The sequence below is a fragment of the Natrinema hispanicum genome, from assembly GCF_900111485.1.
In the GTDB taxonomy this organism is placed as follows: Archaea; Halobacteriota; Halobacteria; order Halobacteriales; family Natrialbaceae; genus Natrinema; species Natrinema hispanicum_A.
In genome coordinates, this window is record NZ_FOIC01000004.1 from 94633 (window position 1) to 109367 (window position 14735).

A 14735-nucleotide genomic window follows, 5' to 3' on the forward strand; every position below is an offset into this window, starting at 1 on the left:
CATGTCCGCTGTTGATCATCGATGTCGCCGGACAGCCACCCTGACCGGGGCAACACTTTAGAAGAGTTGCATCTATACGTTAGACAATGTTCGACAAAGAGGAGCTGGAAGCGATCGCCCAGCAACGGGAATCGTGGGAAGCAGAGACGCTCGAGCCGTTTTTAGAGCACGGGGAACGCAAAGAGCGGTTCGCGACGGTCTCGAACCACGAGGTCAACCGTCTCTACACGCCAGAGGACATCGCCGACCTCGAGTTCGACGAGGATCTTGGGTTCCCCGGTGAACCGCCGTACACGCGGGGGCCGTACCCGACGATGTACCGCGGGCGTACGTGGACGATGCGCCAGTTCGCCGGGTTCGGGACCGCAGAAGAGACCAACGAGCGCTTTCACTACCTGATCGACGAAGGGCAGACCGGCCTCTCGACGGCTTTCGACATGCCCTCGCTGATGGGAATCGACTCGGACCACCCGATGAGCGAAGGCGAGGTCGGCAAGGAAGGCGTCGCCGTCGACACGCTGCGGGACATGGAGGTGCTGTTCGACGGCATCGACATCGGCGAAGTGTCGACTTCCTTTACGATCAACCCGTCGGCGGCGGTCATCTACGCGATGTATATCGCGCTGGCCGACCAGCAGGGCGTCCCCCGTGACGAGATCCGGGGCACCCTGCAGAACGACATGTTAAAGGAGTTTATCGCCCAGAAAGAGTGGGTTATTCCGCCAGAACCCTCCCTCGAGGTCGTCACCGATACGATCGAGTTCGCCGTCGAGGAGACGCCGAAGTTCCACCCCGTTTCGATTTCGGGCTATCACATCCGCGAGGCCGGGTCGACTGCGGCTCAGGAAGCCGCCTTTACGCTCGCCGACGGCTTTGCCTACGTCGAGGACTGCCTCGATCGTGGGCTCGACGTCGATGCGTTCGGTCCGCTGCTGTCGTTTTTCTTCAACTCGCACAACTCCATCTTCGAGGAGGTCGCGAAGTTCCGAGCCGCACGTCGGGTCTACGCTCGCGTGATGGAGGAGTGGTACGGCGCAGACAAGCCCGAATCCAAGCGCATGAAGTTCCACACCCAGACAGCGGGCCAATCGCTGACAGCCCAGCAGCCGCTGAACAACATCGTCCGGGTGACGATCCAGGCGCTGGCCGGCGTCTTCGGCGGCACGCAGTCGCTTCACACCAACAGCTTCGACGAGGCGCTGGCGCTGCCAAGCGAGAAGGCCGTCCGCGTCGCCCTGCGTACCCAGCAGATCATCGCCGAGGAATCCGGTGCGGCCGACATCGTCGACCCTATGGGGGGGTCGTTCGCCATCGAAAAGCTCACCAACGAGATGGAAGCCGAGATCATGGCCTATCTCGAGGAAATCAAGGAGATGGGCGACGGCTCGGTTCGAGACGGCGTCCTCAACGGCATCAACCAGGGCTACTACCACCGCGAGATCCAGGAAGCCAGCTACGAGTACCAGCAACGCGTCGAACGCGGTGAGGAAGTCGTCGTCGGCGTCAACGAATACACCATCGAGGAAGACACCTCGCCGGAACTGTTACACGTCGACGCAACGACGCGCGATCGCCAGCTTGAGCGTCTTGAACAGGTCAAAGCCGAGCGTGACGACGAGCAGGTCGACGCAACGCTCGAGGCGCTGTCGGACGCAATTACGAGCGACGAGAACGTCATGCCGTCCATCGTCGACGCCGTCAAGGCCTACGCGACGATGGGCGAGATCATGCAGGTCTTCGAAGACCACCACGGTGCCTACCGCGAGGAGATCAGCCCAGTCTGAGACGGCCTTCGGTCACTGGCTTTCGGACGCGTCGAGGGAGTACGTACACTCTTCGTAGCGCTCGTTGCCGATCGTGACTGGTTCGGTTGCCGTCTGCTCGAAGCCAAACGCTTGGTAGAACTCGTTGCCGACGTCGTTTGCTGCAAGCACCATCGCGTTGATGTGCTCGACGCCCTGCTCGAACAGCCGGTCGCGGGTCTCGGTCAGGAGATCGCTCCCGATTCCCTCACCCCGGTGGTCGGGGTCGACGTACACGCGGAGGATCGTCCCTGTGTGTTCGTCCGGCTCGAACGTGGCGTGTGCGAACCCAACGATCGAGTCGTCCCGCTCGGCGACCAGCATGAGTGCCTGCGACCAGATGATCGAGTCGCGAATCAACGCCTCGGTGTACCAGTCGTCGACCCCTTCCTGAATCGACTCACGGCTCAAAATGTCAGGGTAGTCGGCTTCCCATGACGAGTGTGCTACACGCTGAATAGCGTCGATATCGTCGGTCGTCGCGTCGCGAATTGTCATATGGTACCATCCATCTATCCGAAATTAATTCTTTCCCCAGGCGAGACCGTCGTTTCAACGGCTAAACTAGCTGACTCCGATAGAATCATACACCTCCTCTTCGAATCGCGGTCCATGAGTACCGAGAACGATGAGCGGACGATTCGATGCATGGTAGCGAAAGTCGGTCTTGACGGCCACGACCGTGGCGCACACGTCATCGCTCGAGCGTTCCGTGACGCCGGCTTCGAGGTCATCTACTCCGGACTGCACAAGGCACCAGACGACATCGTTCAGGCCGCAGTCCAGGAGGACATCGACGTCCTCGGAATCTCGATTCTCTCCGGGGCCCACGACACGCTCGTCCCGAAGATCATGGATGGGTTGGAAGAATACGGCGCGAAAGACGACACGCTCGTGCTCGCCGGCGGCGTCATTCCGGATGAGGACCGCGACGAACTCAAGGACACAGGTGTTGCGGCGATCTTCGGCCCCGGAACGTCGATCGAAGAGACGATCGAGTTCGTTCGCGAGAACGCACCCGACCGGTAGGCGAAAAGACACGCGAGTTCAGCCGCGAGACCAGCAGGTCCTGCTGGAGACCAACAGAACGTGGCAGAAACAATAGACATATTCTAAACTCTCGTTTTAGAGTTATATTCGTGATCGAGCCGATCCGAGTTCACTCTCGGCCAGCGTCGAGTGTCGCTGCGTCGACGATGTACGAGGGCCGTTTTCCGAAGGACAGGCTGAAGATCGGCAGTTCGGCGGCTTTGCGGGAACGGTAGTGGGGCTGTGGTCGACTTCGTGATGTGGGTTGAGTGTTACTATGATCGCATCGATCGGTTCCGATTCATAACGGATCTGAGAAGTATATAAATCAGAACTGTATGGTGAAATGTTCTGTAAAAACGACTCGAGACTCACTCGAGTATCACCACTCACGAGTGATTTGGACGTGATGTAATGGCACAAGTGCGGTGGAGGGCTGGGCGTCCCGCCACCGTGGTTCGCGGGCGACAGCGCGTGGGGTCGACCCACAATTGTATTAGCTTCCCTGAAGTAATGAATATAGTGGCTCGTCTATCGAAAGCGACTCAGGCAGTCTGCTGTCAGTCAGTGCCGGCCGGCCGCGACCGTCCTGCGGTCCCGCCGGGACCCAGTGACAGGAACCAGTCCCAGCACGAGTGACGCCGCCCGAGACGGGTTCTGCAGTGTCAGTCGACTATCCCAGGTTTGCCTCGAACCAGTCGGCAGCAACGTCGGCGACCTCCTCGAGTTGGCCCGGCCCCTCGAAGAGGTGGCCTGCGCCCTCGACGACGTGCAGTTCAGTTTCGCAAGTGAGCGCGTCGGCAGCGTCGCGATTCAAATCGAGCACCTGCATGTCGTTGCCGCCGACGATCAGCAACACGGGGGCTGTAACATCCTCGAGAACCGGTGTCGCGAGGTCGACGCGGCCACCACGGGAGACGACGGCGTCGATGTCGGTCGCGTCGCGGGCCGCTCCGCGAAGCGCCGACGCGGCACCGGTACTCGAGCCGAAGTAGCCATACCGGAGTGATGCAGTTTGGGGGCGGTCTCGCAGCCACTCGGTGACCGCGACGAGTCGGTCGGTCAACAGCGGAATGTCGAAGCGGTTTTCGCGTCGTTGGTCTTCGGCTTCGGTGAGCAGATCGAACAGCAGCGTTCCCAGCCCCCGCTGTCGGATCACGTCGGCGACGTAGTTGTTGCGAGGGCTCTTCCGGCTACTCCCGCTCCCATGGGCGAAGACGACGAGCCCGTTTGCCCCCTCGGGGACGACGAGTTTCCCCTCGAGGTCGACGTCGTCGACCGGAATGGACACGAGGTTCGATTCCGACATAGTCTCCGTTCGACGCCTGCTGTCTTAGTAGCGCCACCCACTGATCACTCGAGATGACTGTGTCGCAACACCGCCAGTTATCGGTGACGACGCGCCCCAATCAGGGGCGCGAGACCCGTCCCATATCGTTTTGCTTGTTGGTAGTGTTTAACACAGACGAATGCGACTCGAGACCACCCGGATCGACATCGGAACGACCCGGCCACTTGTTCTGTTGAACACTGTCGACGCGACCGAGCTCGGCGCACACCCGCTCGATCGGCTCCGGATCGAGGAAAACGGCACGACGACGGGGATCGTCAAGGTAACCGACGAACTGGTCGAGCAGGGCGTCCTCGGGGTGACCGAGCCGCTGCACCACGTTCGCGGTCCCATCGACGTGGCACTCGCCGGAACACCGCAATCGGTTCAGTACGTCCGCAAGAAGCTCAACGATATCGAACTCGAGGACGACGAACTCGAGGCGATCGTCAAGGACATCCACGAAAACCGGCTGTCGGACATCGAACTGAGCGCGTACGTGTCGGCGGTGTATGCAAACGGCCTCTCCTTACAGGAAACCAAACACCTCACGCGGGCGATGACCGACATCGGCCGGCAACTCTCGTGGGACGCGCCAGTCGTCGCCGACAAACACTCGATCGGCGGCGTGGCGGGCAACTGTGTCACGCCGATCATTGTCTCGATCGTCGCAGCCGCCGGCCTGACGATGCCGAAGACCTCCTCGCGTGCCGTGACCTCGCCAGCCGGAACCGCAGACGTCGTCGAGGTCTTCTGTGACGTCGAGTTTTCGATGGACGAAATCGAGTCGATCGTGGCCGAGGCGAACGGCTGTCTCGTCTGGGGCGGCGGCGTCGACCTCTCGCCGGTCGACGACGCGATCATCCGCGCCGAAAACCCGCTGTCAATCGACCCGCCGGGCCAACTCATGGCCTCGGTGCTCTCGAAAAAGCGCAGTGCCGGGTCGACACACGTCGTGATCGACATTCCCTACGGCGAGGGTGCGAAAGTCGAGAGCCTCGCCGACTCCCGCGAACTCGCCGACGACATCAAGCGCGTCGGCGCTCACCTCGACGTGGCGGTCACCTGTGCGATCACCCACGGGACGGAGCCGATCGGTCACGGTGTCGGTCCCGTCCTCGAGGCTCGGGACATCCTCGCCGTCTTGCACGGCGAGGGGCCGGAGTCGCTCCGGTTGAAGTCGGTTCGGCTGGCCGAGATGCTCCTCACACACTGTGGCGTCGACGCATCGGCAGCCGACATCCTCGAGTCAGGGGCAGCACTCGAGCGGTTTCGGCATATCGTCGCGGCACAGGACGGCGATCCTGATGTCGAACCCGACGACCTCGAACCGGGGTCCGAATCGACGACCGTTCGGGCCGAGCGGTCGGGTGTCGTGACGAGCGTCGACAACAGACAGCTCTGTGACCTCGCGCGGCGGGCAGGGGCACCGAAGGACAGTCGCGCCGGGCTCGTCATCCACAAGTCGACGGCCGACCCAGTCGAACCCGGCGACGATCTCTATACCATCTACGCGGAGACGGGGAACAAACGCGCCGCGGCGGAGACGCTGGCTGCGGATCGCGAGCCGATCCGGGTGCGGAGCAAGACCGACGCGCTCGTCGAGCAGCGATGAGCCTTGGAGCGATTATCGCGTCTCTGAACCGCGAACCACGCTGACGCTCACCGGCGAGCGGCGAACGACCAGTTCGGCGACGCTCCCGAGTAAGGTGCGACTCGTCTCAGAGCGGCCGTGGCTCCCGATAACGATCTCGTCGATGTCGTGTGCCTCGGCGTAGTCGACGATTTCGCGTGCCGGGTCGCCGACCGCCGATTCGGTCGTGACCTCGCCGTCGATCTCGCCGATCAGTTCGCGCGCCTCGTCGAAGAGTTGTGCTTCGACCTCGTGGGCACGGTCGTACCAGGCGTCGGACCCGTGGAGCGGTTCGGTTCGCACGTCGATGTCGATGACGGAACTGTAGCCGGGATCGGTCGGGTCGATCACGTGGAGCACGTCGAGAGAGACGTCGTCGTATTCGTCGACCGCGTACTCGAGTGCGCGTTTGGACAGCGGCGACCCGTCGAATGGAACCAGAAGGGTATGTGGCATCATCACATTGTGCTACCCCCAGTCTCAAAAGCGTATTCCGGGTCGTCGAACGAGCGATCTCACCCGGAGAGATCGCGTCGCTCGAAGAATTCGCTACTCACAACGACGAGGACGACGACGGCGACCACGAGAAGTGACAGATCGGACCACGAGAGATCGCCGTCGACGAGAATCGCGCCCGGATCGAAGTAGCGTGAGAACGCGATATTGCCAAGCCACTCGTAATCGGTGTCGAAGGTAAACGTATCGAGCAAAAACAGCCCGAAGACGATCCCTGCACCCACGGTCTGTGCCCGACGGACGGAATCGAACGTGACCGAAGCGGCCAGTCCGACGCCAGCACAGGCGAGTAAGTACGCGATGGAGTACGCATGGATGGCAAACAGCCGGCTTACGGAAACCGATTCGCCGATGAGTTCCACGCCGAGATAGATCGCCAGAAAGGTGATCGCATTGACGAGGACGAGCCCTGGAATCAGTGACAGGAACTTCGCGACGACAAAGCGCGTGCGCGAGATCGGTAACGACAGCATCACCTCTGCCGTCCCACGTTCGATCTCACTGGCGACCGTCGATGCGGCGGCGTATGCATAGTAGATCGCAAGCAGCAACACCCAGCCGAACTGGTAGAGCTGCGAGACGAGATACCCCTCGATCGTCGTCAGCGTCGTCACGCTCCCGACGAACGCCCGCGTCGCCTCCGGCGGCAGCGACTCGAGATAGGCGTCGAAATCGACACCCGTCTCCTCGATCGACGGAAAGAGCGCGACCGTAAGCACGATCAACGCGATCAGCGCACCGGCGAGTAACAGCGATCCACGGAGCCGACGGCCCGCCTCGAACGAGGTGATCTCGAGCATGCGGCGTCGAACCGTCGCGTCCAGACGGGCAACAGCGGCTTATAGGTGCTGGACTGTCGGGCGAGACGACGCAACGTAACGCGTTGTTGGTCGCCGAGCGCTCGAGTAAGTCGGTCGTTCGCGGCTGGAACAGGCCTCGTGGTTTATGCCGTAATCACCCGTTTCGGATCGGATATGACGGACGCGGAGCGTGAGTCGACACGGCGACGACGTCGCCGCACTGTCGTCGTCACCTTCGTGCTCGCCGCGGTGGTGTTCGCCAGCGGCGTCGGCAGTGTCGCTGCGCTCCCCGATAGCGGTGGTGTCGTCGCGCCGCAAGTCAGCACTCCTGACAACGTGACGGAACGCAACGAGTCGACCCCGACGGCCGACGGCGATGGCACTGCCGATAGACCAGCCGTCCGCCCTCGTCCACAACCCGAATCGCCGGCACCTGCGGATACCGAGGCCATCGACACCTCACGGACAGGACCATCGACGGCGGAAACGGCAGGCTTCCCCGTACTACAGCCGGCTGATGACAACGTCACCGTTGCCGTCGCGGAGAACGAGTCCGTCCGTGCGGGTGAGACGACGACGATGGCCTTCGAGGTGACAAACGACGGTGATGAGGACGTAACAGACGTCGTCGTCACGCTACGGTCGACAGGGACGGTGACGTTTGGCCCGCCGACGGCACCGCAGACGAGCCAGTCGATCTCCCTCGAGGAACTCGACGACGACGAGACCGAGACCGTCACCATCGACGTCAGTGCAGCCAGGGTCGAACCGGGGGAGTATCCGGTGTTCGCAACCGTCCAGTACACCATCGACGAGGGTGATGAGAACGACGATGATGACGAGGACGACGAGGACGATAATGACGACGATGACACCGACGATGACGACACCGACGACGAAACCGTCGTGACTGGCGGCCCTTCCCCAGTGCTGATCCCCGTCGACGATGCTCGGTCGTTCGACATCACGCCGGTCGGCGACCGGATTCCGGTCGACGGGTCTGGCGTCTATCGGGTTCGGGTGACGAACGACGGCTCCGAGACAGTGACCGACGTCGTCGCAACGCTGAACGTGACGCCGCCGCTCTCGAGCGAGTCGCCAACGGCGTACATCGGGCGGCTCGAGGCCGGCGAGTCGGAAACGGTTCGGTTCGCCCTCGAGTCGTCCACGGATGCGATCGAGACGACGACCGGCGTCGAGGTCACGCTCATCTACGACACCGAGACAGGGGACCGTATGCGTACGGATCCGGTGACGTCGCAAGTCACGATCGCTGACACCGACGAGCCGACCGATGTCGACTCAGTCGCTCCGTTCGCCGCCGTCGCGGTCGTGTTCGTGCTCGCGGCGATCTGGTGGCTTCGCAGACGGTGATCGATCGTCTCAACTGTCGGACTCCGATTGCGTTTCGCGCTCTCGATCGTCCTCCTCGGACTCGCCGTAGAAGTGCATGAACACGTCCTCGATAGACGCCTCACGGACGGTCAGGTCGCGGACAGTGTACTCGTGTAAGCGATCGATCAGCGTGTCGAACTCCTGTGCGAGCACGAGCCGGTACGTCTCGTCCTGCCGTTCGACGTGTGCTGTGCCCGGAAACTCGAGCGCCGACGCCGGTGGATTCTCTTCGAGTCGGACGGTGACGACTGTCCCACCCGCTTCGAGGATGTTGTCGACGGTGTCGAGTTCGATCAGCCGGCCCTTCCTGATGATCCCGACGCGATCGCAGACGCGGCGCACCTCGCTCAAGATGTGTGAGGAAAAGAAGCTCGTCCCACCTTGTTGCTGGTGTTCATCGAGCAAGTCGTAAAACTCGTTCTGGACGAGTGGATCGAGCCCCGACGTTGGCTCGTCCATGATGACCAGCTCTGGATCGTGCATGAACGTCGCGACGATGGCGAGTTTCTGTTTATTGCCACTCGAGTAGGCCTTGACGTTTCGGTCGAGGGGGACCGGAAACCGCTCGAGCAGTTCGGCCCGTCGCTCGTCGCCCCGGAGTTGGCCGACGTAGTCGAGGACCGCCTCACCCGTTACCCGGTCGTAGAACGTCACGTCACTCGGGAGGTAGCCGAGGTGGCGTTTCGCCTCGCGCAGTTCGGTTCGATCCGTGACGTCGTGTCCCAGCAGCCGGGCCTCGCCGTCGGTGGGTTTCAACAGCCCGAGGAGGACGCGAATCGCCGTCGACTTTCCCGCGCCGTTCGGGCCGAGAAAGCCGAAGATCTCCCCGCGTTCGACGGCAATCGAGAGGTCCTCGAGCCCGCGGACGTCCCCGTAGTACTTCGTCAGCCCGTCGGTTTCGATCGGCGGTGACTCGGCGCTGGTCACAGCGTCAGACACGACGGCTCGAGGCTTATAGTGACGGCCTAGCGCAACCCGATCAGCAGTAGCGGGACGAGCAACAGTGAGACAAGAAAGCCGATGAAGTAGCCTCTGTTATCGAGGAGTTGCTCATAGAGCTCGGAGATACCGCTGACATACCGGTTATAGAATAGTAACGGCAGCAACGAGACGAGAAATCCGAGACTGAGTAACAACGCGACAGTTACCACGCCGACAGGAATGTTCAGCGCAACTGCGATAATGAGCGTGTCGACCAGCGTTCCGATATTTGCGCCTAGAATATACGGGATGATCTCACGTCGTTTGATATGACCGCGGTTGTAGAGTGGCACGACCACGCCCAGGGAGAACGCGACACTCATTGTGAGCCCAGTGAAAACGAGTCCGATGGTAAACGAGGTCCACTTGTCGTTCAAGCGTTTCACATATCGATCTCGTAACCGCTGTTTGTCGACGCTGTCGAGTATGCGGTCGAAAAGCCGCATACTCAAGAAAATCAACCCAAGCGCCAAGAGAAACGCCACGACTGCGCCGACAGCGTTGATGATCCCCTCTGTGAATATCGGGATGAGATCCGGAATGTTCACATCCGTTTCAGGTACCAGCCGATCGGCGAGTCCTGTCTCGCCGGCGATCACGGGATTGGAGACGTTCCACGATTCGACGACGGGAAGCAAGACGTATCCCACCACGAGCACCGGCAGATAGATCGAGTGAGTGAGCAAAAACGTCAGCAGTCCGAGCCGCACCGACTCGCTCACCGACTCGAGTTCTTCGTTTAGATAATCGAACGCCCCAATAAAGAGCACGATCGCAGCCCCACCGAGTCGCGAGCCGACGACCATGAGAAACAGCTGCGACGGGACGACGAGGTCCGAACGGAACAGCGTCAGCGACAGGGCAGCGACGATCGATCCGTTTGCTAACACGTATGATGCGATCCAACTCACGCCGAGCGCCGAGCGATCGCCGACGATGATTTGCTCGAGAATCTGTCTGAGAACCGGTGAAAGTGTCTCGACCGTCGAACTCAGTAGCTGGATCGCAAAGAGGAACAGGACGACCGTTCCCAGCACTTGAAACGAGAGCGATACTGACGATTGAGTGGACAATCCCGCCACCTGTACCCAGGGATGCGCCAAAACGACTAAAGAATTGTCAATAGTACAGACAAGAATCACTAGAACGCGACTGTTTCGCGGCGAATTATAACTCGATGGTCTATTTCTGTGTCGCCGATCAAGACTGCGAGCCCGATTCGAGTCTCGTTCGGAACTCCTCGAGACATCGTGTGCGACAGTCGATGCGATTTCGGCTTCGACCGTCGCGGATCGGTCCTGATAGCAGACAATCACGACAGCTGTGACGAACAGCCGCCAGCAGCGGTCCAGATCAGGTCGGACCTATTTTGGTCGTCCCGGTGTCGACACACACGAAGAACATGGTGCAACCGACAGGCAGCTCCCTCGACCCCCGCGATCGTGCACTGTTTACCGATCGGTACGAACTCGCCATGCTGCAAGGGTATTACGAGTCAGGTCACACACCGACGGCGACGTTCTCACTGTACTTCCGGAAGCTCCCACCGGATCGCGGCTACGCGATCGCCGCCGGCCTCGAGCAGGTGATCGACTACGTTGAGAGCCTCGCGTTCGATGACCAAGCGCTCGAGTATCTGGCCGAGGAGGGATTCGACGCGGACTTCCTGTCGTATCTGGACGGGTTCGAGTTTACCGGCGAGATCCGTGCGCTTCCCGAGGGGACGCTTGTCTTTCCGAACGAGCCGTTGCTCGAGGTCACCGCGCCGATCCACGAGGCACAGCTGTTCGAGACGTTCGTGCTCAATCAGGTCGGGTTCCAGACGCTCGTCGCGACGAAGGGGGCGCGCATGGCCGATGTCGTTCGCCGACGCGGCGACAGTCAGGACCTCGTCGACTTCGGGTCTCGCCGCGCTCACGGGACCGACGCCGGACTCACGGCCGCGCGGGCGGCGTACATCGGCGGCTTCGACGGCACCTCGAACATGCTAGCGGGCGAGCGATACGGCATTCCGACGTATGGAACGATGGCACACTCGTGGGTGCAGAGTTTCGAGAGCGAACGCGCGTCGTTCGCGGCGTTCGCCGACGTCTACGGCGACGATGCGATCTACCTCGTCGACACCTACGACACGGTCACCGGTGCCGAGCGAGCGGTCGCCGTCGCCGCGGATCGCGATGTCGATCTGGGTGGGGTGCGTCTGGATTCAGGCGATTTGACCGAGCTTTCGAAACAGGTCCGCGAGATCGTCGACGATGCGTCCATCGTCGTCTCCTCGAGCGTCGACGAGTTCTTCCTCCGGGAGTTTTTCGACGACGACGGCGTCGCATCGGCGTTCGGTCCGGGCACGGCACTGACCACGAGCGCGGACGCGCCCAACAGCGGCGTCGTCTACAAACTGACCGCCGTCGAGCGCGATGGGACGCTCGCCCCGAGCATGAAGCTCTCGCCCGGGAAAGTCACCTATCCCGGACAGAAAGCGCTCCATCGGGTCGAACGCGACGGGCAGTATCAGTACGATATCCTCGCCCGACGCGACGAAGCGCTCGAGGCCGGAGAACCCCAACTCGAGCCGATTTTCGAGGACGGATCGCTCGTCTATACCCCGCCGGAACTCGCGACGATCCGGCAGCGCGCCAGTCGAGAACTCGAGACCCTGCCCGAGCGCTGCCGGCGCGTGACCGATCCCAACCCATACGAGTTCCGGATCAGCGACGGGCTCGAGGCGGTCACGCAACAGACCGAACGTTCGATTCGGGACCGCGAACTGTGACGGGGATACTTTATTTGGATGGAGAGTGGTAACACCTGTGATGGTCCAACCGATCGAACTCGATGACGACCTCGTCGAACGAATGAACGGCCACCTCGAGGATGACGAAACCCTCGAAGAGTTCATCGAAGAACTCGTCACGATCTACGAACAGGAGGGGCGCTTCCTCCAAGAAGGGGCCTAGAGGCTAGGTAGTCGTACCGCAGACGTTCAGCGTGCCCAGGTCGACCGACACCGATCGTGACGGCTCCGGCAGTGGAACGAACGCGTCCGCTGGCCGTTGCGACGCCAGCGACGCGGGCTAAAAGCTGGTTCGGACGGTCGGTCAGTACGGTGGCCGTTGTGCCTGAATGACTTTCGCCAGCGCCTGATGTTCCTCGGCGAGGAGTTCGTTGAGATCATCGGCCGTGATGATACCATGCAAGGCACCGTCTGCATCCGTGACGGGGAGCCGTCGGATACCGTGTTCGCTCATCAGTTCAGTCGCTTCGTAGAACCCGGCGTCGTGTTCGATTGTCTGGAGGCCGTCCGACATCACGTCTTCAGCCATCAGCTCGTCCGGATCGGCCTGCTCGCCGAGCACCTGCATCGTCAGGTCGCGGTCGGTGACGATCCCAACTGGCCCGTCGTCAGTAATGACGATGCTCCCGACAGCTTCGTCGTGCATCATCGCTGCGAGTTCGTGAACCGATTCGTCGATCGACGCTGTCACGACATCACTCCGTGCAAGGTTATCGATAGGCATGGGTTCCCTCCAGTGTCCGTCCCACAACGAGTGACATAGTTTTTAGCGGTGATCAGGATGACAGTCAAACAGTTCAAACTGCTGTCTAGCTACACCGAGCGGCGATTCGAACACGACGGACAGTACATCAGCCCGTCTCGAACGAGCATATACGACTGTTCACAGTGTGGACACGAACAGCCGAGCGTAACATCCGTTTCGCGGGCCAGCCCACGGATCGTATTTCGCAGTCGGCGTTGTTCGGCTTCCATCTTCGTGACCTGTCGTTTCAGCCGTGTGAGTTCTGCAGCGACCCGCCGATCACTGGTCGGGTCGTTTCTGCGTTGTCGTGGTAACATCACACACAGTACGCGACGGGTCGGCAAAAGGCTACGCCAACGTGATACTCCACCAGAAGGTGGCACACGACGCTCTCAAACCTGCATACCAGTGGCCACACCGACTCGTCGTTGGGACGCATCCAAGCGCCGCCACCGAGCGCCTCCGAACCGATCCAGACGTCGATCGACCTCGCCACGGCTACTGTCGGCCGAAAGCGGTTTCGGCATGTCCGGACGGCAGCGTGGGAGTAACAGCAATGGCTGCCGCGATCGGCCCGCGAAATCGACTCATCGCTCGGGGCCGATCGGCGTCTGTGGCAGTTGCGATTCTGGCCGCGACTCGAGCGTCACTTCGACCGACTGCTCGTCACCCGACCGAACGACTGTGAGGTCGACCGTATCGCCGGGCGAGGTCTCGAGCGCGAGATATGACAACAGCTGTGCCTGATTTTGCACCTGCTGGCCGTCAATCGCGACGATGACGTCGCCGCTGCTGGGCTGGCCGGGTGTCGCCGGTTCGAGGACATCGGCGGCGGGCGCGTCCGGGACGACTTCCACGACGAGGACACCAGTCGCGTCCTCGAGGCCGACCGCATCGGCGAGTTCCGGCCCGACGGGCTGGACGGCGACGCCCATGTACGGGTGCTCGTACGTGCCGTCCTCGATGAGCGCAGGAAGGACCCGGTTGGCAAGTCGCGGCGAGATCGCAAAGCCGATCGCCTGCCCGGCACCGGCGAAGACAACCCCGAACACTTCACCCTCGAGACTCACGAGCGGGCCGCCGCTGTTGCCGGGGTTGACCGGTGCATCGGTCTGGATCGCAGCCGGAATCGAGAACCCGGATGGACTGGGTAGGACCCGATCCACACCACTGACGATTCCCTGCGAGATCGAAGCGTCGAGGCCGAACGGATTACCGAGGGCGAGCACCTCCTGGCCGATAGCGGGTTCGCGATCGACGATCGAGAGTCCGGACACAGCGTTGGGCATGTTCTCGACACGCAGAACCGCAAGATCGCTGTAAGGATCGGTACCGACGATCGACGCGGTGCGCCACTCTTCGGTGTTAAACTGGAGTTCGACCCCGTCGTCGGTCGCACTCGAGACGACGTGGTCGTTTGTCACGACGTATTGCTCGTCGATGACGAACCCCGACCCGAGGCCGCCACGGCCACGCGGACCAGCAACGGTCACCAGGACGACGGAATCGATCGTGTCGCGATACACCGCCGTATACGGACTGTCGACGCCGTCGTCACCGTCTCCCCCGTCCTGTGCGACGCTCGAGCCGACGCCGAGTCCGCCGACTGCCACGGTCGCCCCGATCATCCGCAGCGCTCGTCTGCGGGTTGGTTGTTCCGAAGACATGGCCATAGCGACCCCGACAAGCGGCATAAAGGGACGACCAGCA

At 61.6% G+C, this 14735-nt stretch carries 15 protein-coding genes; 6 read left to right on the forward strand and 9 right to left on the reverse strand.

All coding sequences use genetic code 11. The features are described 5' to 3' along the window. Positions 1-86 precede the first annotated feature (86 nt). Positions 87-1784 carry an acyl-CoA mutase large subunit family protein gene (locus BSG09_RS05380; protein WP_092930941.1) on the forward strand — a complete coding sequence of 566 codons (1698 nt, stop codon included), beginning with the start codon at positions 87-89 and terminating at the stop codon, positions 1782-1784. Between the two features lie 12 nt (positions 1785-1796). Here the strand turns inward: BSG09_RS05380 and BSG09_RS05385 are convergent, their stop codons facing one another. Further along, positions 1797-2300 (reverse strand): GNAT family N-acetyltransferase, encoded by a 504-nt coding sequence (locus BSG09_RS05385; protein ID WP_092930943.1) that lies wholly within the window; start codon positions 2298-2300, stop codon positions 1797-1799. A gap of 114 nt (positions 2301-2414) precedes the next feature. Here BSG09_RS05385 and BSG09_RS05390 point away from each other — a divergent pair, with 114 nt between their 5' ends. After that, positions 2415-2831 carry a cobalamin B12-binding domain-containing protein gene (locus BSG09_RS05390; RefSeq protein ID WP_092930945.1) on the forward strand — a complete coding sequence of 139 codons (417 nt, stop codon included), beginning with the start codon at positions 2415-2417 and terminating at the stop codon, positions 2829-2831. A 673-nt stretch (positions 2832-3504) separates the two neighbouring features. Here BSG09_RS05390 and BSG09_RS05395 read toward each other — a convergent pair. Then, positions 3505-4140, reverse strand: a complete 636-nt coding sequence (locus tag BSG09_RS05395; RefSeq protein WP_092930947.1) for a dienelactone hydrolase family protein — start codon at positions 4138-4140, stop codon at positions 3505-3507. A 160-nt stretch (positions 4141-4300) separates the two neighbouring features. Here BSG09_RS05395 and BSG09_RS05400 point away from each other — a divergent pair, with 160 nt between their 5' ends. Beyond that, entirely contained in the window at positions 4301-5776 is a 1476-nt protein-coding gene (locus BSG09_RS05400) for an AMP phosphorylase (protein ID WP_092930949.1), read from the forward strand. 12 nt (positions 5777-5788) lie between these two features. Here the strand turns inward: BSG09_RS05400 and BSG09_RS05405 are convergent, their stop codons facing one another. Beyond that, on the reverse strand, positions 5789-6250 hold the full coding sequence (locus tag BSG09_RS05405; protein WP_092931261.1) for a universal stress protein: 462 nt from the start codon (positions 6248-6250) through the stop codon (positions 5789-5791). A gap of 59 nt (positions 6251-6309) precedes the next feature. Then, positions 6310-7110, reverse strand: coding sequence for an ABC transporter permease (locus BSG09_RS05410; protein WP_092930951.1), 801 nt, complete (start codon positions 7108-7110; stop codon positions 6310-6312). A 174-nt stretch (positions 7111-7284) separates the two neighbouring features. On the opposite strand from BSG09_RS05410, the gene BSG09_RS05415 reads away from it, so the two are divergent. Next, entirely contained in the window at positions 7285-8484 is a 1200-nt protein-coding gene (locus tag BSG09_RS05415) for a COG1361 S-layer family protein (protein WP_092930953.1), read from the forward strand. Positions 8485-8493: 9 nt separating this feature from the next. Here the strand turns inward: BSG09_RS05415 and BSG09_RS05420 are convergent, their stop codons facing one another. Together BSG09_RS05420 and BSG09_RS05425 are read right to left on the reverse strand one after the other, a co-directional pair. Further along, positions 8494-9432 (reverse strand): ABC transporter ATP-binding protein, encoded by a 939-nt coding sequence (locus tag BSG09_RS05420; RefSeq protein WP_092930955.1) that lies wholly within the window; start codon positions 9430-9432, stop codon positions 8494-8496. A 38-nt stretch (positions 9433-9470) separates the two neighbouring features. Beyond that, positions 9471-10523, reverse strand: coding sequence for a Na/Pi cotransporter family protein (locus tag BSG09_RS05425; RefSeq protein ID WP_175542147.1), 1053 nt, complete (start codon positions 10521-10523; stop codon positions 9471-9473). 365 nt (positions 10524-10888) lie between these two features. Here BSG09_RS05425 and BSG09_RS05430 point away from each other — a divergent pair, with 365 nt between their 5' ends. Then, a complete protein-coding gene (locus BSG09_RS05430; RefSeq protein ID WP_092930957.1) occupies positions 10889-12259 on the forward strand; it encodes a nicotinate phosphoribosyltransferase in 1371 nt (456 codons plus the stop codon). Between the two features lie 40 nt (positions 12260-12299). Further along, positions 12300-12443 carry a DUF7557 family protein gene (locus BSG09_RS20665; RefSeq protein ID WP_175542148.1) on the forward strand — a complete coding sequence of 48 codons (144 nt, stop codon included), beginning with the start codon at positions 12300-12302 and terminating at the stop codon, positions 12441-12443. A 141-nt stretch (positions 12444-12584) separates the two neighbouring features. Here the strand turns inward: BSG09_RS20665 and BSG09_RS05435 are convergent, their stop codons facing one another. From BSG09_RS05435 to BSG09_RS05445, 3 genes are all read right to left on the reverse strand, one after another. Continuing rightward, entirely contained in the window at positions 12585-13004 is a 420-nt protein-coding gene (locus tag BSG09_RS05435; RefSeq protein WP_092930959.1) for a CBS domain-containing protein, read from the reverse strand. 89 nt (positions 13005-13093) lie between these two features. Then, positions 13094-13342 (reverse strand): hypothetical protein, encoded by a 249-nt coding sequence (locus BSG09_RS05440; protein ID WP_092930961.1) that lies wholly within the window; start codon positions 13340-13342, stop codon positions 13094-13096. Positions 13343-13612: 270 nt separating this feature from the next. Continuing rightward, positions 13613-14692, reverse strand: coding sequence for a S1C family serine protease (locus BSG09_RS05445; protein WP_223174686.1), 1080 nt, complete (start codon positions 14690-14692; stop codon positions 13613-13615). Positions 14693-14735 lie beyond the last annotated feature (43 nt).

Excerpts from the sequence above, each read along its gene's own strand:
- BSG09_RS05430 (WP_092930957.1), top strand. The coding sequence starts at position 10,889 with ATGGTGCAACCGACAGGCAGCTCCCTCGACCCCCGCGATCGTGCACTG.
- BSG09_RS05415 (WP_092930953.1), top strand. The coding sequence starts at position 7,285 with ATGACGGACGCGGAGCGTGAGTCGACACGGCGACGACGTCGCCGCACT.
- BSG09_RS05410 (WP_092930951.1), bottom strand. The coding sequence starts at position 7,110 with ATGCTCGAGATCACCTCGTTCGAGGCGGGCCGTCGGCTCCGTGGATCG.
- BSG09_RS20665 (WP_175542148.1), top strand. The coding sequence starts at position 12,300 with ATGGTCCAACCGATCGAACTCGATGACGACCTCGTCGAACGAATGAAC.
- BSG09_RS05385 (WP_092930943.1), bottom strand. The coding sequence starts at position 2,300 with ATGACAATTCGCGACGCGACGACCGACGATATCGACGCTATTCAGCGT.
- BSG09_RS05435 (WP_092930959.1), bottom strand. The coding sequence starts at position 13,004 with ATGCCTATCGATAACCTTGCACGGAGTGATGTCGTGACAGCGTCGATC.
- BSG09_RS05390 (WP_092930945.1), top strand. The coding sequence starts at position 2,415 with ATGAGTACCGAGAACGATGAGCGGACGATTCGATGCATGGTAGCGAAA.
- BSG09_RS05395 (WP_092930947.1), bottom strand. The coding sequence starts at position 4,140 with ATGTCGGAATCGAACCTCGTGTCCATTCCGGTCGACGACGTCGACCTC.
- BSG09_RS05445 (WP_223174686.1), bottom strand. The coding sequence starts at position 14,692 with ATGTCTTCGGAACAACCAACCCGCAGACGAGCGCTGCGGATGATCGGG.
- BSG09_RS05400 (WP_092930949.1), top strand. The coding sequence starts at position 4,301 with ATGCGACTCGAGACCACCCGGATCGACATCGGAACGACCCGGCCACTT.
- BSG09_RS05405 (WP_092931261.1), bottom strand. The coding sequence starts at position 6,250 with ATGCCACATACCCTTCTGGTTCCATTCGACGGGTCGCCGCTGTCCAAA.
- BSG09_RS05440 (WP_092930961.1), bottom strand. The coding sequence starts at position 13,342 with ATGTTACCACGACAACGCAGAAACGACCCGACCAGTGATCGGCGGGTC.
- BSG09_RS05380 (WP_092930941.1), top strand. The coding sequence starts at position 87 with ATGTTCGACAAAGAGGAGCTGGAAGCGATCGCCCAGCAACGGGAATCG.